The following is a 20,840-nucleotide window of genomic DNA, read 5'->3' on the forward strand; positions in this document are numbered from 1 at the left end:
AGCCTGGACTCATGTTCTCATTGGCATCGACGTTCCTTGCCGCGTGCGGAGGCGCTGGCGGAGAGATCGTTCGACCGAACGACATCACCGGCACCGACGCCCTCGGCACGACCGTGCAGCCTTGCGGCGCCGAGCCAAAGCTCGCGCAGGCGCTGGTCGTGGACCTCGACGCATCGTCGCGTGTCGACCTCGAAGCATCGATGAAGAAGGGCGTCGCCATCGTCGCGTACGACTGCAAGAGCTTGCGTGTCCTGCCCTCGTGCAAGCTCGCGAACGGCGACTACGAATATGCGGGCGTCAGCCGCAAGGAGCAGGTCGTCCAGATGACGAACCAGGACGATCTCAACGTGAACCTCCCCCTCAGCGCCGGGAAGATCGGCGCCGACATGAAATCCGGCAACTCGATCGATCTCGCGCTCGTGCTCGTCGGGAGGCGCGCGACGACGGTCGAACGCATCGATCGGGCCGAGCTCACGGGGAGCTGTGACGGCGCGACGCACTTTCTCCAGTCGGCCTCGCTCGGGGCGTTCTCGATGACGACGGGCTCCGCCGGGAAGATCATGGCCGTCGCCGATCTCTTCAAGATCGGCTCGTCGGGCTCGAGCTCCGCGTCACGCAACGCTTCGAGCACCGACGGCTCGCTCGAGGCCTGTCGCACGGCGGACCCGGACGCGCCGAGCCCGCCGCCGGAGTGCCGGTCGCCGCTCAGCGTCCAGCTCCATCCGCTCGGGGGTGCGAGCGCGGCCAAGGAGCCGCACGGGAAGGAAGGCAAGAGCGGGAAGGAAGGCAAGGAGCCGACGCCGCAGGAGAGCCCCTGCCCCCGAGACTTCGTCTTCAGCGGCGGGATCTGCACGCGCGCGGGCGAGGCGGCGCACCTGTGCAAGCCCGAGAATGGGCCGGATTGCAGGGAGCAGTGCGAAAAAGGCAGCGCCGAGTCGTGCTACAACTACGCGGCGGGAAAGACCGTCGAGAAGAACGAGCGAGAGGCTTACTACAAGAAGGCCTGCGACGGCGGCGTCGCGAACGGCTGCGGATGGTACGGGCTCTACCGCTGGCAGGGGGGAGACCACTCGAAGAGCCCGGCGAACAAGGAGGCGATCGAGCTCGCTCGAAAGGGCTGCTCCATGGGCGGGAGCGAGGCATGCACGATGCTCGGCGACTTCCTCTGGGGTTATGAGTCGGCCGGCCCGTTCTCCGACCTGCCGGGCGCGGTCCGCGCGTACGAGCGCGCGTGTGCGCTCGGCGACGGCGAGGGCTGCTCCGCCAGCGCCACGCAGTACCTGCTCGGGGAGGGGGTCGGGAAAGACGAGGTGAAGGCGTTCGCGCTCATGAACCGCGCCTGCTACGGCGGCTATCCATCCGATTGCGTCCGGCTCGGTGAGCTCCTCGCCAAGTCCCGAGACCATGCCGACCCCGTCCGCGCGCTCAGCGTCGCTCAATTCGGCTGCGCCCAGGAGGCCGATCTCTGCTCGTTGGCGTCGAAGGTCGCGCTCCGCATCGGCAAGGACGCGGACGCGTTCGCCCTCGCGAAATCCGGGTGTGATCGCAGGGCGGTCTGGTGCGAAGAGGTCGGGGACCTGCACGCCGAGGGGAAGGGCGTTCCGAAGGATCTCGACAAGGCGAAAGAGAACTGGCGAAGGTCGTGCGAGGCGATGCGGGCCGAAGGGCTCGACGGGTCCGACGTGTGCGCCAAGGCGAACGGCGCGCCGAAGCAGCCTTCGTCGAAGAAGAGATAGCGGCCGACCGAGGCTGGGCGCCGGCTCGCCGTGGCGCGGGGGGATCGAGGCAGGCCCGGGCCGAGCGGGCGAGCGTGAAGCGCGCTCACACGGGGGGGTGGCGTGGGGTTTGTGAGGAGCTGCTCCCCGCGTCTTGCCTGCGTCATGCATGGGTAACGAACGGCCAAGGAAAGAATGGCTCGACTGGATGCCCCTGGCGGCGCTGCTGCCGATCGGCGTCGTCTTGCTCCTGAGCCTCCACGAGATCCAGGACGTCCATCGCAGGAACATCGCGGCGACCCTGCAGGCGGTGCTCTCGACGACCCGCGAAGGGCTCTTGACGTGGGCGCGGCAGGTGAAGAGCGCCACGGGGTTCTGGGCGAACGAGCGGAGGGTACAGCGCGCGGTCGCCGCGCAGGTCGAGCTGCGCCGCGGCGATGGCTCGCTCCGCGATAGCCCGTACCTCCAGGATCTGCGGCTGGAGCTGGGGAACGTCGTCGAGCGGCAACAGTGCCTCGGCTTCGACGTCATCGCGCTGGATGGCACCCATATCGCCTCGGATCGCGATGAGCTCCTCGGCACCAAGACGCTGAGCGCCCACGACCCGGACACCATCGCCGCGGCCCTGCGCGGCTCGACCGTCATGGGTACTCCGTTCGCCATGCGGTCCCCCGTCCTCGGCAGGGTCACCCCCGTCCTCGTCGTCGCGGCGCCGGTGCGCTCGGTCGCCGGGGAAGGGGAGATCATCGCGGCGCTCGCCTTCCGCATCGATCCCGGGAGGGAGCTCACGCAGATCGCCCATCGCGGCCAGGTCGGCGCGGCGGGGGAGACCTACGCGTTCGATAGGCACGGTCGCGTCGTCACGGAGCTCAGGTTCGCCCAGAACCTCCGCGAAATGGGCCTCCTGGCGGCCGGCGAGCGCACGAGCCTCAACGTGCAGATACGCGATCCCGGGGGCGAGGCGCCGGAAGGCTCCGGGCGCATCTTGCCCCGTGCGGAGCAGCCGCTCACGCGCATGGCGACCAGCGCCATCGCGGGGATCGCCGGCGTCGACGTGGAGGGATACCGCGATTATCGCGGCGTCGAGGTCGTCGGCTCGTGGCTGTGGGATCAGGAGCTCGACCTCGGCCTCGCGACCGAGATCGACAAGGACGATGCCTATGGCGTCTATGTCGTGACGCGCCGTGTGGTCCTCACCGCCTGCGGCGTGATGCTGCTCGCCACGCTCGTCCTGACGATCCTGCTGCAGCGGCGCGCGAAGGACCTGGCCACCGGCGTGCAGCGCGAGCAGGAGCTGCGCAGGGAGCTCGAGGATCGTGTCCGCCGCCTGGAGTGCGCGGAGACCGAGCTGAAAGACGCCATCCGCGTCCGCGAGGAGTTCCTGCGGTTCGCCTCGCACGAGCTGCGCACGCCGCTGACGAGCCTGCGGCTCCTGTACGAGCACATGCTGCGATCGCGATCGCAGCCCCTCATGGTGACGCTGGGCTCGAAGGACATCAGCCGCTTCTTGAAGGTGTCGTCGCGGGAGCTCGCCCGGATCACGCAGGTCATCAACAACATGTTCGTCGTCGCGAGCTTCGCGACCGGCCCGCCGGCGCTGAACCTGGAGAGGACGGAGCTCAACGAGACCGTGCGCAGGACCGCCCGGCAGGTGACAGAGCAGCTCGAGGCCGACGGGTGTTCCCTGGAGCTCCAGCTCGACCGATCCGTCTTTGGCTACTGGGACGACGCGCGCCTCGAGCAGGTCATCACGAACCTGCTGTCGAACGCGTCGCGGCACGGCGCTGGACAGCCGATCACGCTGTCGGTCGTCCGGCAGGCCGGCTTCGCGGTGATCTCCGTGCGCGATCGCGGCGTCGGCATCACGCCGGAGCAGCGGGACAGGCTCTTCGAGCCGTTCCGGTGGACCCCGGAGGCGCACAGCGGGCTCGGCGTCGGGCTCTACGTCTGCAGGCTGATCGTGTGGGCGCACGGCGGAGAGATCGTCGTCGAGAGCGAGCCAGGTCAGGGCACGACGTTCCGCGTCCGGCTGCCGCTGCCTCCGGAGATCGAGGGAGGCGACGCCGCCCTGGCGCCCGATGGCGAGCGGAAGCCGGCGGAGGAGCGGAGCAGCGGAGGGACGGAGTAACGGGAGCAGGCGAGCGGCGGGCGCTCATCCCATCGCGCCCGCGATGAGCTGCGCCCCCCTCAGCAGGACCGCCACGACCGCCCCGACGTTCCACGCGCGCGCGAGCCACCACTGCACCTCGGCGCCGTTGATCCACGGCGGCACCCACGCCGGCGGCGCCAGCAGATCGGCGACGGTGAGGACCCGCTCGCGCTCCTGCGCCGCGCGGTAGCCGCCCTCGCCGCCGCGGACGTGCTCCTCCGCCCGCACGAGGGCGAGGAGCCGCGCGCCGCGCCCCTCCGGGAGCAGCGCCGCGCCCGCGCGCAGCGCCTCCGGGGTCGCGGGCAGCTCGACGGCCCGGCCGCGCTGCGTCAGGCGGAGCGCGCCGTCCCCCGCGCGCTCGACCCGCGCGCGGACCCAGCCCTCGGAGCGCTCGCCGCGGAGCACCGACGAGAGCGAGGCGAGCTCGGGATCGGGGCCCAGCCGGGGCGCGCGCTCCCCCGGGAGCACGCGCGCGGCGAAGAGCCAGAGGGCGATAGGGAGCACCGACAGGAACGGATTCAGCGCGAGCAGGCTGGTCACGCCCGCCACCCCGTCGAGCACCGGCAGGGCGAGCACGCCCGCGCCGGCGAAGGCGCCCACGGCGATCGTCGCGCCGAACCCGCCGACCACGCCGACGGCGACGTTGCCGATCGCGACGACGCCGACGGCGACGTTGCCGATCGCGATGAAGCCGCGCGCGACGTTGCCGATCGCGATGAAGCCCGTGACGACGTTGCCGAACACGAGGAACCCGTTCGCGATGTTGCCGGCGTCGACCCAGCGCGCGCGCTCCGCGGCGCTCGCCTCGCTTCCGCCCCGGAGCGGCCAGCTCATTCCGTCACCTCGAACGAGGTGCGGCCGACGAGCTGGCCGTCCTCGGTCTCGACATCCACCGTCCAGCGCCCCGCCAGGCGGCGCGGCAGGCTCCCGCCCACGAGCTGCGACTTGAGCCGCACCGCGCCCTCCGGCCCGGGCACGCGCAGCGTCTCCTCGGGCGCGCGGAGGACCTCGCGCCCCTCGCGCCGCCAGACGTGGAGCAGCCGATCGCCGTCGCCGCCCGGCACCACCACGTCGGTCACCGCGCGGAGCTCGCGGATCACGGAAAAATGAAGCGATTTCACGGACATGGCGAGACGTCCGTCCGGCAGCACCGAGGGGCCCACGGCCGCGGAGGACAGGTGCATTGGCACGGGCGGGATGAGCTCGCGCGTCCCGTAGGCGAGCCCGACCCCGGCGGCCATCGCGACGACGAGGAACACGGCGCCCATCCGGCTCCAGAGGGCCCCGAACGGCAGGTGCAGGGTGCAGAAGCCGAGCACGGACACGAGGGCGGCGGAGAGCAGCGTGTACAGCGTGCGGGTGTCGGGGAGGAGCGCGGGGATGACGAGGTTCAGGCAGGCGAACAGCGTCACCCCGTAGAACACCGACGCGAGGGTCTTCCAGCGCATGAGCACGCGGTCGAAGACGAGGTCGAGCGTCGAGAGCACCGCGCAGGCGGCGAGGAGGAGGACGAACCACCGGTTCGGCGCGTCCAGGCTGGCGCTCTTCCAGTAGAACGGGAGGAGGAAGAAGAGCATGCCCTGATAGAGGTTCTTCAGGACATAGGTCATCACGAGGAAGCGCAGCCGGGCGCCGCGCCACGCCGTCGCGAAGTCCTGGCGGGCGCCGGTGCCGAAGAGCCGGAAGAAGAGGAGCACGAGCAGCCAGGCGACGCTGACCGTGACCGCGAGGAAGCGTGCGTGCTGGAACCCCTTCTGCGCGAAGGTCACCACGAAGGCGCCGAGGCTGAGCGCATACGCGGTGTGCAGCCACCAGAGCTTCTTGTGGTGGCGCTTGAGGAAGGCGCGGGCGGACGATCGGAGGTCCCCGGGCTTGCCCTCGTCCTCGGCGTTCAGGTCGACGTAGGACGCCTTGGGCTCGGCCTTGACGGTCGGCGCGTTGTCGTCGTCCGCTGCCCCGCCGCGCGCTTGCCGCTCGGGCATCTTGAGCGTGCGGTCGTCGTGCTCCCCGCCCGGGGTGCTGGCCCTGGCCGGCATGCGCAGGGTGGCCTCGTCCCCGGCCTGGGCGCCGGCCCTGGGTGGCATGCGCAGGGTGGCCTCGTCCCCGGCCTGGGCGCCGGCCCTGGGTGGCATGCGCACGGTGGCCTCGTCGGTCGCCGGAGGCCGGGCCTGTCCGGCCGCGTGGGGCGGGGCGTGGCCCGGCGAGCGATCGGGCTCGTCGCCCGGCATGTACATGATCGTGGGCGCCTCTCCGAACGCCTCCGGGACGCGCGTCTTGTGGACCTGCGTCGTGGCGCTGGAAGGCGGCGACGGCAGAGAGGGCGCGTTCGCGTGGGCCCCGGGGGCCGGGGCGTCAGGGGAGCGCGGCGCGTGCTGTTTCATGTCCGGCCCGCAGCGTACCCGACGGGCGGTCCACCTTCGAGCGCCGCACGAGCGGGCCGGCGCGGCCGGCGCTCGGGGGCGCGCAGGGCGGCGAGCGCCTGGACGGGGCGCGTGTCGTCGTCCTGAACAACCCCCTCATGGGTCGGCATCGGTCGGCATCTTGCCGGGAAACGGAACAGGGAGACGGTGAGATCGTCGGGATGTTACTCCCCGTCTCCCCGCCTCCCTGTGAATCCTCCCCCCGAAAGATTCGAGGGGATGCTTCAGCTGCCCGTCGTTGCTCCGTTCAGGGACGGCCGTCGGCCGAAACGATGCTCAGGGCTCGGCGCTCACTCGATCGAGAGCTTCACATCGGCGCTGCCGCTGCTTTGATAGCCTTCCACGACCAGCGAGACCTCATAGAAGGTCCCCAGGGTCAGCCCCTGCTTCCCCCACGCGTCGAAGTGGTTGCCGACGGTGATGGTTCCGCTCGTGCGCTTTTGCTGCCGGACGCTCCAGAACTGATAGAAGGTCGCATTGCCGTCGATGGACGGCTGGTTGACTCGCTGGGTCTTGTAGATGTCGTAGGTGCCTCCGTCGCTGGTGACGGTGCCCACGAACCCCTCTCCGCCCGGCGGACGCCAGTTGCCCCAGCTATCGACGATGTAATACTCGATGAGCGGGTTCCTCGTCCACCCATAGACAGACAGGTAGGAGTTGCCGTTCGGCCGGTAGTCGGCCTCGTAGGTGACGATATTGTTCTTCCCGCCCGGCCTCAAGCCTTTACGGCCCAGCAGGTTGTTGATGTTGTTCCAATCCACGCGGAAGCCATCCGCCGTGTTGACGAGGCACCCGTTTCCTCGGTCCTTCCAGTATTCGAAGGTGAGCCCGCAATGCATGCCTGTCCTGTCGCTGCAGACCTCCAGGTCGGCCTCCGTGCACCGGGTGGGTGTGCCGGTCCCGGTCGTGGACGTGGTGCTGCTCGCGGTCGTGGTGCTCGTGGTCGAGCTGCTCGTGGTCGAGCTGCTCGTGGTCGAGCTGCTTGTGGTCGAGCTGCTCGTTGTCGTGGTGCTCCCGCCCCCGGACCCGTCAAAGCCCCCGGCCCCGCTCGTCGTCGACCCGCTCGTGGTGGTGCTGCCCCCGGCCCCGCTCGTCGTCGACCCGCCCGGGCCCGTCGTGGTGCCGGTGGTGCCTGTGGTGCCGGTGGTGCCGGTGGTGCCGGTGCTGCCCGCGGTCACGCCGCCCGTCCCAGCAGACGAGCTGCCCCCCGCCCCGCTCTCAGCAGATGAATCGTCCGGCCCCGCGCACCCCACGGCGACGAACCCTAAAGAGATAGTAAAAACTTTTAACAAAGTTAAACGCACAGCGCCTCCTTGGCTAGATGACTCAATTCCCCGCAGCCGCTCTCGTGATCATGGCTAGCACCAGGACTCGGTGGCGACAACGACCCGTAGAGCCCTTCCAGCCGCTGGTCCAAGTCCCGCCCTCGGCTCGATCCGGTTAAGTCGCGGACGAGGTCGCACAGCCGCCCCGGTACGGTGGGTCTGCGAACAGCTGCCGAGGCACGCGCTTCCCCCCGTCACCCTGGATCCTTGACGCGCTGGATCCTTGACGCGCTGAGTCGCGTGAAACAGCGCAAGAGAACTACATGAGGACGGGAATATGGGATCGGCTCGGGTCCCATCTTCCACGCTCCGGGCCGCCATGCTCTAATGTTGCGGTTCTTGGGAAGACGCTGCCTGTTCGGCGCCTTGCCCAGCCGGACAGGTCATCGGCCACCTGAGAGAGCTGTTGAGACCTCTCACCGTGGAGCGACCGGTCGCCGGCGCTCGGGGACGACCCCATGATGACCAGGACGTCGAGAACCTCGTCCCTCCTTGCGATCACCCTGGTCCTCGTCTCGGGCTGCGGTCGTGATTCGGCAGCTCCCTCGGACGAGGCCGGGTCGAACGGTGGAAGCGGCGGCGCGCCCTCGACCGGAGCAGGAGGAGCCGCGGGCTCCGGCGGGGCGCCAGCGGGCTCCGGCGGGGCGCCAGCGGGCTCCGGCGGGGCAGGGGCGGCGAGCGCGGCTTCGACCAGCGGCGGCTCGTCGGGCGCAAGCGGGGGCGCGCCGGGCGAGCCTCGCCCCACGGTGACCGCCGCTCCGGGCACGGAGCTCGTCCGGGTCGACACGGACGTGATGCACCAGTCCTTCGAGGGCTGGGGCACGAGCCTGTGCTGGTGGGCCGATCACGTGGGTGGATGGCAGGAAGCCAGGCGCAACGCCGTGGTCGACGCGGTCGTCGATCCGGTGAATGGCCTCGGCTACAACGTCTTCCGCTACAACATCGGCGGCGGGGAGAACCCGTCCCACGAGCACATGAAGGAGCACCGCGAGATGCCTGGATTCCAGAGCGCCGACGGGATCTTCACGTGGGCGAACGACGAAAGGCAACGCGCCATCCTCCTGCGCATCGCGGAGCGCGGAGCGGATCTGATCTTCGAGGCGTTCTCCAACTCTCCCCCCTACTGGATGACGAACAGCGGTTGCGCTTCGGGCAGCAGCAACGGCAAGGACAACCTCAAGGCGGACCATTACGACGACTTCGCCCACTACCTCACGGAGGTCGTCCGTCACTACAGGGACGAGCACGGGATCACCTTTCGCACGCTGGAGCCGCTGAACGAGCCCTTCGCCGACTGGTGGAAATCGAACGGCTCCCAGGAAGGATGCCACTTCGACCGGGCGAGTCAGGAGAAGATCATCCAGGAGGTGGCCAAGCAGCTGACCAGCAAGGGCCTCGGCGAGACGGCGGTCAGCGCGTCGGACGAGAACAGCATGGATGACGCCGTCCGGAACATCGGCGCCTTCGGCGCGGGGACGCTCGCCGCTTTCCAGCAGCTCAACGTCCACTCCTACGCGGGCAGCCAGCGCAGCGAGCTCCGGCGGCTGGCGACCAGGCTCGGCAAGCGGCTGTGGCAATCGGAGTCGGGGCCGCTCGGGCAGAACATCAGCGACGACACGGACGCGGCGCTGTTCATGGCGGAGCGCATCATCGACGATCTGCGCGAGCTGAAGCCGGAGGCCTGGGTGGACTGGCAGTCGGGCGATCCGTCGCGCAGCTGGGCGAGCTTCACGCTGAACGACCGCGAGCAGTCCTTCGCTCCCATCAAGCGCTTTTACATGCATGCCGGCTTCAGCCGTTACATCCGGCCCGGCGCGCGCTTCGTCGACGTCGACAGCGAGGACATGGTGGCCGCGGTCAGCGCCGACGGGGGCTCTCTCTCGCTCGTGGTCCGCAACGGCGATCGCAACGCGAGCCGCGGCTACACGCTCGATCTCACCCGGCTGCCCACGGTCGGTCCCGCCGCGGAGGTGCACCGCACCTCGCGCACGGAGGACCTCGATCGGCTCCCCGACATGGCGATCGAAGGCTATCGCCTGGTGGTGACGGTCCCGGCCTTTTCCGTCACCACCTTCGTCATCCCGATGCCCTGATTTCGCCTGGCTCGACATCCATGGTCGAGCGTCGGACCGTCCGCTTCACGACGCTGTGCGTCGGCGCGTCGTGCGGGGCGCTCGCGGGCTGCCCCCAAGGCCACCGGCCCGTGTCGTCAATCGACCGGATAGCCCCGCCACATCCAGCGCAGCGTGTCGGGGAGCGTCTGCTTGATCACCCTCCCGTCGCAGTGGCCGGCGCCCTTCGCGTAGACGAAGCGGTAATGGTACCCCTTCTCCTTGAGGACCGCCGCCACGCGCTGGTTCGCCATCACCCAGTTGTGGTGGCTGGCTTCATCCCGGGTGCTGCCGAGGTCGTTCTCGCCGACCTGCAGGAAGACGCGCAACGGCTTGGGCGGGCTGTCCCGGATGAGCCCCTCCGTGTACTCCCAGGCGCCGTCGGGATACTCGGCCTCGGTGGGCGCGATGGGGTTCTGCTGGTCGACGAACGTGCCGGCGTAGGTGACGATCTTGCGGTAGGTGTCGTGGCCGAACCAGCCCATGGTCAGCGCCGCCGCCCCGCCCGAGCTGCACCCGTACGAGGCGCGGCCATCCGGGTTGCTCGTGAACTTCAGGTTGGGGTACGCGGCGCGGACGGCCTGGTCGTTCTTGACCGCCTCGAGGAGCTCCGTATCGACGAACCTCTGATAAGCGTCCGACATGGTATCGTATTCGAGCCCCCGCTCGCTGCCGTACGAGTCGCCCCCTCCGCTCGCGGCGAAGATGGTGATGACGCTCGGGAAGCGGTTGTCCGGGTCCGCGACGAAGTTGTTGATCGTGTTGATGATCTCGTTCCTGTCCCGCGCGTCCTGGACGACCATGAACGGCGCCTCCGCGCCGTCGACGTACGTCGCCGGGATCGCGACCTCCACGCGGCGGTTGAAATCCCCCTTGGCGTTGTCGTTCAACGTCGGATCGTGGCCGGTGAAGATCTTGCTCTCCCGGGACGACAGGGTGAACGTGAACGTCCGCCCCTGGGGAACGCCGTCGATCCTCCTGATCTCCGGGGCGTCCCGGTAGTCAGGCCCGATCTCGAAATCGCCGTCGCCTTCGGTGCCGACCGGATCGACCGTCCCGCCCTGTCCTCCCCCGCCGCTCGGGTTCGGGTCGTCCGTGCCGCCCGCGCCCGAGGTGCTGCCGGTGCTGCTCGAAGAGCTGCTGCTCGAAGAACTGCTGCTGCTGCTGCTCGAAGCGCTGCTGCTGCTTTCTTTTCCTCCGCTGCCGCCCGAGCCGTCGGCGGCGTCGTTGTCGGATCCGCAAGCGGCGATTGAAAGCGCGACGAGGAGTGAGATACTGCACGGGATCGACCGGGTCATGGATCCTCCTGGGATGAAGTTGCCGCCCGCCATTGGCGTGTGCGGCGCCGACGTCAGGCCGCGGCGCTCGCGCGCCGGTGGCGGACGTAAAGCCGATTGAAGCCGATTGTGACGTTCGCGTGAGCGCGCAGGCGCCGCGAGGCAGCGCGGGTGACCGCCGACGAGCTACTCGGTGGTGAACCGGAAGACGGCCGTCTGCGCGTAGCGCTGGCCGGGCTTGAGGATGACCTCGTTCTTCCAGGCCGGGACGTTGATCGAGTTCGGGAACTTCTGCGGCTCGAGGCACAATCCGCTGTACTGGTTGTACACCGCGCCGCCCTTGCCCTTGATCGACCCGTCGAGGTAGTTGCCGGTATAGAACTGGATCCCCGGCTGATCGGCCTCGATCGTCAGCACCCGGCCGGTCTTCGGATCCTTGACCCGAGCCGCCTCGCGGAGCTTGTGCGGGTCGCCGCTGATGACCATGTTGTGGTCGAATCCGACCGGCTTGCCGCCCATCGCCTCCAGGTCCTTGCCGATCGGCTTGGCGGCGGTGAAATCGAGCGGCGTCCCCTTCACCGGCTTGGTCTGGCCCGAGGGGACGCCGGTGGCGTCCGGCGGGGTGTAGCTGTCGGCGTGCAGCGTCAGCTCCTGGTCGGCGACGGAGCCCGAGCCGTGCCCTCCCAGGTTGAAGTAGCCGTGGTGGGCCATGTTGACGATCGTTGTCTTGTCGGTCGTGGCCGACATCTCGACCCTGAGCTCGTTCTTGTTGGTGAGCGTGTAGGTCGTGGTCGCGTTGACCGTGCCGGGGTATCCTTCTTCCCCGTCCTTCGATACGTACGTGAGCTTGATGGACGGGCCGTCCGGCGTCTCGGTCGCTTCCGCGTCCCAGACGACCTTGTCCCAGCCCTTCTTGCCGCCGTGCAGCGTGTGGGCGCCGTTGTTCGCGGAGAGCTTGTAGGTCTTGCCATCGAGCTGGAACTGCGCGTTCTTGATGCGATTGGCCACGCGGCCGACCGTCGCCCCGAAGTACGGGCTGCTCTTCAGGTACCCGTCGAGGTTGTCGTGGCCGAGGACGATGTCGCCCATCTTCCCTGTCCTGTCGGGGACGTGGAGCTCGGTCACCGTCGCGCCGTAGGTCATCACCTTCGCGACCAGGCCGTTCGCGTTCGTGAGCGTGTAGAGGATCACCTCTTTGCCGTCGGCGTTGCCGAAGGGCGCCTTGGAGACGGAAGCGGGCTTTGCGTTCACGGCTTCACCACCAGGTGGCTCGGACTTGGCGGCCGGGGCCGCTGGAGCCGCGTCCGCCGCGGGGGCCGCCGCCGGCGCAGGCGCAGGCGGCGCTGCCGCAGGGGGCGTGTCGACGGCCTGCGCGCCGCCGCACGCGCCGGCGAGGCACGCCGTCATCGTCAATCCGAACCACGATCTCGTCCTACCCATCGCCATGCTGTTCCCTCCGCCACGATTGTCTCACCTGGATCGGCTCCACCTGAGCGAGCCCAGCGCAGGCGAGCCCCCGCGATCTCGTCACGGCCTGCGTTCACGACACCCGAGCGGAGCCGGCGCAGAGATCGATCCCGGTACAAAGGACCAGGAGTCCGGTGCGCACGACGGCTACCCGGGACAAAGCGAAACGATACCCTGAGACGAAATTGTGAACGTTCACATTCCCCATGTCAACTCAAATGAACCGGCGCGAGGCGAGCCTCGATCCCGAAATTGGAATCCACATCGAACAATACCGTGGCCCTGCGCCCGCCCTTTTGACGCGCCGCTCCGGAGGAGACTTGTCGGCCATCCGATGTCGAGCTTGGCCGGTCCTCCAGGCTGTGCCTCACGATGGCGCTCGCGCCGCTCGCGGCGTGCGCGTCGGCTTCCTCGACCACCGCGCCGTCAGCCGAGCATCACTCGAGCGAGCCGGCTCGCGAGCGGTGTCAGCGGGGTCTTGTTGGGTGCTCTGGGTCTGCGCAGTGCCCAGTTGAGGTATCGCCCATCACGATCGCCCGTACGTGCAACTCCTGCCCCGGCGACCAGTCGAACAGGATCAACTCCGCCGGCTCGCCGGCCTCGATCCGGCGCAGGGGCAGCCCGAGCAGGGCGCGCGGTCGGTTCGACGCCATGTCGATCGTGTCCGGCAGCGACGTCTCGCCCAGGTTGAGCAGGTTGCGCACGCACACGTCCGTGAACGCCCAGGAGCCAGCGAGGAAGCTGGTGCCGGGCACGACGATCTTGCCCGCCGGGAGGATCTCGAACTCCTGATCCCATTCGCGATACTTCCCCGGCGGCAGCCCGGCCAGGGGGTCCGCGTCGCACGTCACGATCAAACGGGCCGGCGTCTTGGCGCGGAGGATGCAGCGCATCACGGGGATGGGGAGGTGATGCCCGTTGGCGATGATGCTGGCCCAGAGCTCATCCGCCGCCAGCTGCTCCCAGAGGTAGTTGTCGTGCCGGGGCAGCATCGCATGGGAACCGTTGCCCAGGTGCGTGCTCATGCGTGCGCCGGCGCGGATCGCGTCGCGAATGCAGCTGGCCGACGCCGCAGTGTGGCCGATGGCGACGACCACGCCCGCCTTCGCCAGCTTCTCGATGAACGGCAGCGCCCCCGGAGTCTCTGGCGCCAGCGTCACCATCTTGATCATGCCGCGGGCGGCCTCGTCCTGAAAGCGTTGAAATTCCTCCCAGCTGGGTGGGCGGACATGGTGCCTCGGATGCGCTCCGCGCGGCCCGTCGTCCGGCGAGATGTAAGGGCCCTCCAGGTGAATCCCGACGATGGCCCGGCTCAACTCCCGATCCTCGTCGCACGCGGCGCGAAGGGTGCGGCATCCGTGCATCAGGGCATCGAACGAGCCGGTCACGAGGGTGGGGCAGAGCTGGGCGATGCCGTGTCGCTGGCACGTGTCAACGACGTGGCGGGCTTGTGCTCGTGTCAGCTGGAGGGAGTTGAAGCTGATCCCCCCGCAGCCGTTGATCTGCACATCGCATAAGGCGGGCGCGACCCAATCCGCCTCGTGATCGGCGGGGCCGGCGCCGGCGGACTCGACGCGCTGGATCGCGCCTCGCTCGCAGACGAGGTCGAGAGGCTGGCCCGTCCGATAATGCTTTGCCCGCACACGCATGACAGGGGGCCCCACGTCCGCTCGCGCTGCCCTCTCCCACAGGGCGAGGGGGTCTCGTCGACCTTCTGCTGGACGCGGACAGCGCCGTTCAACCGTTCATGGATCTGTCCGCGAGCCGGCGCGTCGGCATGTTGATGCTGAAGAATGAAGGGCGCAAGAGCGCCGGGGTGGATTGCTGATGGCCAGCGTTCACCGTCCGGATAGCTGGTGCCCTCGTCTCCTGTCCTCGTCTTGGCGTGTGTCCCAGGCGCTCCGCGGACACGCTTCCATCGACCCGTCCGGGATGAATCGACCGATTTGAAGGAGGTTGCCTTCCGGGGATCGTCTCCAGTTTCCGCCTCCAGGCGTGGTGGTCCGCTGACGTGGTGAAGCACCATGGTTTGCTGGCAAGCGGAAGGCATGGTATATCGTGACATGCAGAGAATTCGCGCTCAGCTGTCGTAGACGCAGCGCGGGCGACTGCATGCCGCGGATCGTCGGGATCGCAGAGGGGAGTTCCATGAGCTGCAATCGCGCCGTGCTGGTCGTGTTGTGTGCGGTATCCGGGGGAGCTTCTGCATGCCTCGTCTCTGCGCGGGCCCACGCCTCCGGCGCGACGCTGACGGAGTGGACCGCGCCGTATGGAACGATGTTCGGGTCCGGTGAGAACGCCGGCTGCCAGCGCTGTCATGCATCACCGCCGGCGGAGGAGAGCTTGCTCGTGGCCGGCCGGGACGAGCGCCAGACCCTCGTCGTCCGGCCCGGCCAGTCGATCCAGGAAGCGATCGACCAGGCGAACGACGGGGCCAGGATCCTCGTCCTGGCAGGCGTGTACCGGGAGACCGCCAATGCGACCAACGGCCTGATCATCAACAAGAGCGGCCTCTCGCTCATCGGGCAGAACACCCCGACGAAGCGCGTCGTCCTCGAGAACGCCGGCGGCCAGCGCAACGGGATCGTCGTCGTGCCCAGCGAGCGCAACGACTGCATGGGTTGCCACGAGAGCATGGCGCCGCCGTTCGAGCTCAAGCCTGGCATCCACAGCGCCGCGACGAGCGGCGAGCCCGCCCTGTACGACGTCGAGATCCGCGGCATCACCATCCGCAATTTCGTCAACAACGGCCTGTTCACGGAGCGCGTCGACGGCTTCCGGATCGTGGACGTCCACTCGGACAACAACAAGAGCTACGGGATCTTCCCTACGCAATCGCGCAACGGGCTCATCGCGCTGAGCAAGGCCACGGGCGCCAATGACAGCGGCATCTGGGTCGAGACCTCCGAGGACGTCCGGGTCACGCACAACCTGGTCGAAGACAACACCAACGGCTTCGAGGTGTCGAACAGCGACGACGTCGATCTCAGTTACAACGTGGCCAGGAACAACGCCGTGGGGTTCTCGGTCGTGCTCCTGCCGGGCATCTTCGACGTCCGGGCGGGCGCCAGGCGAATCGACGTTCGCGACAACGACGTGGTCGACAACAACAGGCCGAACACGGCGCGGCCAGGGAGCATTCTTTCGGCTATCCCGCCCGGAATCGGGGTTCTCTATGTCGGCGTGGACGAGTCGGAGATCTCGGGCAACCGTGTCTTCGGCAACAAGCTCTCGGGTATCACCATCGCGGACTACTGTGCGGTGGCCAGCGGCATACCGAGCCTCGACTGCCGGACGGATCCGTCCATCACCGTTCCGTACCTGATGGACCAGGACGCCCGCGACAACCACGTGGCGGGCAACACGGTGACGGGCAACGGCCTGGATCCAGGATCGCCCGCCGAGAACCCCTTCTACTTTGCCGCGAGCGACCTGACGTTGCTCACCGTGCCGGACACGCACGACAGCTGCTTCGAGGACAACACGTTCGGCACGTTCTTCTCGCTGATCGGGCTGTCTGCCCCGCCCGGCTGCGAGTAGCCGGCTGTTCCCCGGCGGGACCCATGGATCCCGCAGGTTCGCCGGGGCCCGCCCGGGTTTACTGGACCTGGATCGTGAACTCGTCCGCGAGGCGGCCGTTCACGTCCTTGAAGTACGCCGTCGCGCGCTTCGGATCCCCGCCGACGTGGAAGCGGATGAACAGGGCGCCATAGGCGGCGGTGCCCGACATGACCACGTTGTTCTTCTTCCACTTGTTGCCGGCGTAGTAGGAGGCCCACCACGTGTCGTCGTCGTGGCTGGCCGCGGCGTAGTCGCGGATGCCGACGCCGGCGAGGCCGGAGACGAACACGAAGTTACGGCTCGGGCCGAGCTCCACGAGGTCGTAGGCGCCTGTCTTGCCGTGGCCGGTCGCGGCGTTGCCGACGTCGGTCAGGGTCAGCGTGCGCGAGTAGGAGTGCTCGTGGCCGGTCGAGACGATGGCGCCGGCGTTCATGCACTCCTGGTACGCGCTCCAGCCGACCTCGTTGCCCTTGGTGCCGACCTGCATGTCGTTCTGGTTCTTGTGCCAGTTGCAGATGGACCAGATCGAGCTGTCGGCGGCGAGCGCGTCGCGGATGAAGTCCACCTGGTCGGCCGCGTTGGCGGCGCAGGTCGAGCGGAGCTCGCTCGTCCCGACGCACGACTGGATGATGTGCAGCCCGCGGAAGTTGCATGTCGACTTGACGCCGAGCTCGCCTGTGCAGTTCATCGACGGCACGGCCGCGTGGCGAGCCTGGATCTTGCTGGCGTAGCCGCTCGCGCCGCCCCAGGCCGCGGCGTCGTGGTTGCCGATGATCGCGAAGTAAGGATAGTTCGCGCCGAGGATGCTGTTGATCCGGTTGTCCCACGCTGTCGGGTTGTTCGCATAGTCGAAGTCACCGTTGTGGATGGTGGCCGCGGCGCCCTCGTCCTTGATCAGGTTGAGCACCGCGTCCGAGTTGCCGTTCGCGCCCTGGTCGCCGATGAAGGCGATCAGGAGATCGGGATCGGTCGGCGTGCCCGCGCCGCCGCCGGGCGCGCCATACGTGATCGTGAGCTTGGGCCGCTGCGCCACCGTGGCGTGCTCCGAAGACGCGAAGTCGATGCCATCGGTGTTCGACGCGCTCGCGATGAGAATGCCGTCGTTGGAGGTCCCGTCGACCCACGCCTGGACGAGCGCCACGCCGGCCGCGTTCAGGGTGATCGTCCTGGCGCCCGCGCTGCCGGTGACGCTGCCCACGAGGCTTCCGCGATCGGTCGAGCCCATCGCGCCCGCGGTGGCCCACGCCGTCGTGGAGGTCGCGTTGTTCCAGGTGACCTGTGACTCGTTCCACGAGCGCTTCACCTCGTAGACGCTGTACGTGTTCGCGGAGCCGTCCGTCACCTGGAGGGTGATCGACGCCGACTGGACGATGCTCCCCGCGGGGATGCCGGAGAGGGCCCATTTCAGCAGGCAAGATTTGTCCACGCCCGAGCCGTCGTCGCCGTCGGCCTCGCACGTGGTGGCTCCGCCGTAGTTCGTGGTGGCGGCGGCCTGCCGGACGGTCGCGTCGGTCGAGCCGGCGTACGACGAGCTCGGGAGCGACCCCTGCTGGAAGGAGACCGTGGTCAGCGTCTGCCGCGTTTCCAGGACCTCCTCGATGTACTCGTCATTGGCGCCGCAGGCGTGGATGACCGCGAGCGCCGGAAGGGCGGCGCAGAGGGTGCCCTTCGATCGTCTCGACCAGCTCGTCTCTCGGTGTTCGTGTGTGCCTGCGTCCTCTCGCGTGCGCGAATTCTGCATGAGTCTGTCTACCCTTTCTCCTGATCTCGAACGTAGGTGTGAGCGAGGCAGAGCCCGCCGCTCGCGATGGCAGCTCAGTAAAGATTGCCGGCGCACCGGAGGGCGAAATTGCCGGATGCGTCCTGCGTGCAGGTCGGTGCGGTGGTGCACTCCCTTTTGTCGCTGCTGCCAGCCGGCTTGACCACGTCGATCAGGCAGGTGCAGGAGGGCTCCGACGCGCAGGCGACGGCGACCGCTTTGCAGGAGCTCTGCGGCGGCAGCCGGAACAGCTCGTCGTGTTGATCCTCGATGGTCTGGCAGTACTCGCTGTCCGATCGGCAGAAGTAGCTTCCGCAGGCGAACGTCCCCGGCGGCGCTGCGCCCGCGCACTCCTCGCCGTTGCCGACGCTCACGCCGGCCCGCGCGGCCTCACAGGCGTTGGCGTAGGGGCGCCCGTCGCAGGCGCAGACCTCGCGCGGCGTGGCGGTGTCGCACGACGTGGGCCGCTCCTGGCAGACGCCGTAATTTCCCGGGACGACGCCGCCCTCTCCGCAGTCGCCTGGCGGGTAGTTGCAGTACTGATCCGCGGCGCAGAACGCGCCGCCGCAGGGCCCTCGGGCCGCGCCCGTTCCGTCGTCGCCGCCGTCCCCGCACGCCGCGAAGAGCGCCAGGAGCGCGGCGAGCGCGCCGAACGCCCCGAGCCCGACGCTCGTCGTCGCGCTGGTGCCGGGTTGCACCGCGCCATGCCTCACCGCACGTCGCACCGCCATGCACGTTGGAAGATCCATGCCGCCCCTCCTCTCACGTGGCCATCGGACGATCCTGGATGGCCCGTGTCGTTCGGCGGGCGGAAGGTAAAGGAGCTGGACGGGCCAGTGTGCAACAAGTCTGTGTCGGCGAGGGCGCGGCGCTGCGATCAGAGCTCCGGGATGCTGAGCCGCTCGGCAGCCTTGCCCCTACCGCGGACCATTGAGGCCTCCACGGCGTCATCGCTCTCTCTCGGAACGAGCGAGAAGAGCTGGCCGAACGGGAATTTGATCTGCGTGACCGCCGGATCCGCCCCGCGGTTCCCGGGCGCTGACATCACCGTTCGAGGCGCTCGAGCGCTGATCCGGAGCGCACATCCCGGGTCGTCGCGTCCGCGGCGTCGCCGCGGTAGTACGTCCCGCGTACCAGATCCCAGAGGGGGAAGGTGACGTTGAAGTTCCACTGCCGCATCAACGACGGCCGGTGGTGCGCGCCGTGGTGGCGCCGGAGCCGTGCCACGACGCGGCTGCGGCCTATCCTGCTCTCCGGCGGGAGGTGGTACGCGAGATGGAGACACTCGTACAGCACCATGTACCCCATGCACGTCGCCACGAAGAGCGATGCGAGGTTGCTTTGACCGGCCGCGCTGAGGGCGAGCGCGAGCGGGAGCGTCAGCGCGAAGACACCCGCGATGCCGTACGACGGGATCAGCACGAAGCCGAGCTCACGCGGTGTGCGGATCGCCATGTCGTGCTCGACGAACACGCGGTGGTGCACCGGCGTGTGCCGGTCGTAGAACGCCTCGAGGAAGCGCCGCCTCCGGTGGAGCAGACCCCGATGCGCCCGCCACTCGACGGCATTGCAAAAGACGAAAAAAAGCGGAATCGCGGCGAGCTCCGAGGTCCGCAGGCCATGCAACCGCGTCAGCGAGAGCGCCGCGAGCCCACACCCGAGGCCGACCGTGCTCGCGAGGTGGAGCCAGGGAGAGTACCACCGCGGCATCGACATGACCCGGCGCCGCCGCAGCTCGGCCCGGCCCGGGTCGTCGAGCGGGGCGGGGTCGGGCGAGCCACTCTGGTCAGACGCGCTCACTGGCCTGCCTCGCGCCCGGTGTCGAACGCCCGGTCCCAGAGCGCGGAGCTCACCCCGAAGCGCGCGCGCGGCGCGGCGTGGTGCCGGAGGTGATGGCGGCGCTGCGCCGGAAGAGGGTGCTCGGCGTCGCTGAGCAGGTGCGCCGCGAGATGGGAGAGCTCATAAAGAAGATAGCCGGCGACGAGCCCGGCCCAGAGCGGCGCGGCGCGAGAGACCCCCGCGGCCGCCGCGGTCGCGCAGAAGCCGGCGGAGAAGGCTCCGAGCGTGGCAGCGGGGGGTTTGACGATCGGCGTCTGGTCAGCGGCCTCGTGGTGCGCCAGGTGGATACGGGCGCCGAGGAAGGCGAGCGGGTGCTCCGCCGGCAGGTGGAAGAGGAAGCGGTGGAGCAGGTACTCAATCAAGGTCCAGCCCGCGAGCCCAGCCGCCCAGAAGAGCGCTCCGGCGAGGGCGCCGCCTCCGCTCCACACGCCGATCCCGAGGAGGAGCACCTCGGCTGCCGCGACGACGGCGAGCCGCCGCGCGTCGGCGGGGTCCCGGAACATGGCGCGACGCAGGGTCGACATGCGGCCCAGCCCTCACATGAAGATGCCATCGACGAGGGTCCAGGGCTCGCGCGTCAGGACGCGCCGGGCGAAGTCGAGGAGCACCGCGTTGAAGTCGCCCCGCGGATAACGCGCGAAGCCGTCGCGCACCGAGGCGGCGTCGAGGTCGTAGCGGCGCACACCGAGGGAGTGGTCCATCCACACCGACTGCCGGAATGCCGTCGATTCAGGGCACAACGCCGGCGTCGGGCGGAGGCGATGGTTGTAGAGGAGGCACTCGTCGGCCACGCGCAGGTCGTGCGGGGAGAGCTCGAACGACTTCGCGGCGAAGGCGCGGTGGAACAGCGAGCGGCTGCGCTGCATGTAGTCTCCGCCCCGCTCGTCTGGGCACAGCAGCCCGAGATCATGAATCATCGCCAGCGCGTGGAGCAGGTCGGGATCGGCCTTCTGGCGGCGGCGCTCGAGGAGCAGCATCGTGAAGTGGAATACGCGAAGACAGTGGTTGCGCAGCCCGTCGCCGCGGTAGGGGGAGAGCTCCTCGAAGAGCTCCTGCGCGCGTGCCCCGAGCGCCGGACGCGCTCCGAGGCGATGCGACAGTGCGGCGTCCGGCGTCGGCATGAGCTCGGCCATGATGAGATCCTACCACGGAGCGCGCCGGAGCTGGCGCGCAGATCGTCGCCCGTGCAGGAGACTCCAGCTTCCCGTGCCCCTCGG

15 protein-coding genes are annotated in these 20,840 nt (G+C 69.0%); 4 read left to right on the plus strand and 11 right to left on the minus strand.

Going from position 1 to position 20,840, the window contains the following annotated elements:
• Positions 1–11: 11 nt before the first annotated feature.
• Positions 12–1,736: an SEL1-like repeat protein gene (locus WME95_RS05300; protein ID WP_437907313.1), complete on the plus strand. Its 1,725-nt coding sequence runs from the start codon at positions 12–14 to the stop codon at positions 1,734–1,736.
• A 187-nt stretch (positions 1,737–1,923) separates the two neighbouring features.
• Positions 1,924–3,843, plus strand: coding sequence for an ATP-binding protein (locus WME95_RS05305; RefSeq protein WP_437907314.1), 1,920 nt, complete (start codon positions 1,924–1,926; stop codon positions 3,841–3,843).
• Between the two features lie 24 nt (positions 3,844–3,867).
• Here WME95_RS05305 and WME95_RS05310 read toward each other — a convergent pair whose 3' ends face one another.
• The 3 genes from WME95_RS05310 to WME95_RS05320 form a co-directional block, all read right to left on the minus strand.
• Positions 3,868–4,698: a hypothetical protein gene (locus WME95_RS05310; protein WP_437907315.1), complete on the minus strand. Its 831-nt coding sequence runs from the start codon at positions 4,696–4,698 to the stop codon at positions 3,868–3,870.
• A complete protein-coding gene (locus WME95_RS05315; RefSeq protein ID WP_437907317.1) occupies positions 4,695–6,245 on the minus strand; it encodes a DUF5924 family protein in 1,551 nt (516 codons plus the stop codon). The genes WME95_RS05310 and WME95_RS05315 overlap by 4 nt, the downstream gene beginning before the upstream one ends.
• A 329-nt stretch (positions 6,246–6,574) precedes the next feature.
• Positions 6,575–7,462: a glycoside hydrolase family 11 protein gene (locus WME95_RS05320; RefSeq protein WP_437907318.1), complete on the minus strand. Its 888-nt coding sequence runs from the start codon at positions 7,460–7,462 to the stop codon at positions 6,575–6,577.
• A gap of 893 nt (positions 7,463–8,355) precedes the next feature.
• Here WME95_RS05320 and WME95_RS05325 point away from each other — a divergent pair.
• Entirely contained in the window at positions 8,356–9,702 is a 1,347-nt protein-coding gene (locus WME95_RS05325; protein WP_437907320.1) for a glycoside hydrolase family 30 protein, read from the plus strand.
• Positions 9,703–9,818: 116 nt separating this feature from the next.
• Here the strand turns inward: WME95_RS05325 and WME95_RS05330 are convergent, their stop codons facing one another.
• The 3 genes from WME95_RS05330 to WME95_RS05340 form a co-directional block, all read right to left on the minus strand.
• Complete coding sequence (locus WME95_RS05330; protein ID WP_437907322.1) at positions 9,819–11,018, minus strand: alpha/beta hydrolase; 1,200 nt, start codon at positions 11,016–11,018, stop codon at positions 9,819–9,821.
• Between the two features lie 165 nt (positions 11,019–11,183).
• Positions 11,184–12,404, minus strand: coding sequence for an aldose epimerase family protein (locus WME95_RS05335; protein WP_437907323.1), 1,221 nt, complete (start codon positions 12,402–12,404; stop codon positions 11,184–11,186).
• Between the two features lie 527 nt (positions 12,405–12,931).
• Positions 12,932–14,113, minus strand: coding sequence for an N-acetylglucosamine-6-phosphate deacetylase (locus tag WME95_RS05340; protein WP_437907325.1), 1,182 nt, complete (start codon positions 14,111–14,113; stop codon positions 12,932–12,934).
• Between the two features lie 499 nt (positions 14,114–14,612).
• Between WME95_RS05340 and WME95_RS05345 the strand changes: the two genes are divergently transcribed.
• Positions 14,613–16,004, plus strand: coding sequence for a right-handed parallel beta-helix repeat-containing protein (locus tag WME95_RS05345; protein WP_437907326.1), 1,392 nt, complete (start codon positions 14,613–14,615; stop codon positions 16,002–16,004).
• 58 nt (positions 16,005–16,062) lie between these two features.
• Here WME95_RS05345 and WME95_RS05350 read toward each other — a convergent pair whose 3' ends face one another.
• From WME95_RS05350 to WME95_RS05370, 5 genes are all read right to left on the minus strand, one after another.
• The gene (locus WME95_RS05350) at positions 16,063–17,766 is read right to left on the minus strand and encodes a DNRLRE domain-containing protein (protein ID WP_437907328.1); all 1,704 of its coding nucleotides are present in this window, start codon (positions 17,764–17,766) and stop codon (positions 16,063–16,065) included.
• 74 nt (positions 17,767–17,840) lie between these two features.
• Positions 17,841–18,533 (minus strand): hypothetical protein, encoded by a 693-nt coding sequence (locus WME95_RS05355; protein ID WP_437907330.1) that lies wholly within the window; start codon positions 18,531–18,533, stop codon positions 17,841–17,843.
• 295 nt (positions 18,534–18,828) lie between these two features.
• Positions 18,829–19,584 carry a sterol desaturase family protein gene (locus WME95_RS05360; protein WP_437907331.1) on the minus strand — a complete coding sequence of 252 codons (756 nt, stop codon included), beginning with the start codon at positions 19,582–19,584 and terminating at the stop codon, positions 18,829–18,831.
• Positions 19,581–20,147, minus strand: coding sequence for a sterol desaturase family protein (locus tag WME95_RS05365; protein WP_437907333.1), 567 nt, complete (start codon positions 20,145–20,147; stop codon positions 19,581–19,583). The genes WME95_RS05360 and WME95_RS05365 overlap by 4 nt, the downstream gene beginning before the upstream one ends.
• 12 nt (positions 20,148–20,159) lie before the next feature.
• Entirely contained in the window at positions 20,160–20,756 is a 597-nt protein-coding gene (locus WME95_RS05370; protein ID WP_437907334.1) for a hypothetical protein, read from the minus strand.
• Positions 20,757–20,840 lie beyond the last annotated feature (84 nt).

The organism is Sorangium sp. So ce327, from assembly GCF_051530205.1.
Taxonomy (GTDB): Bacteria; Myxococcota_A; Polyangia; order Polyangiales; family Polyangiaceae; genus Sorangium; species Sorangium cellulosum_B.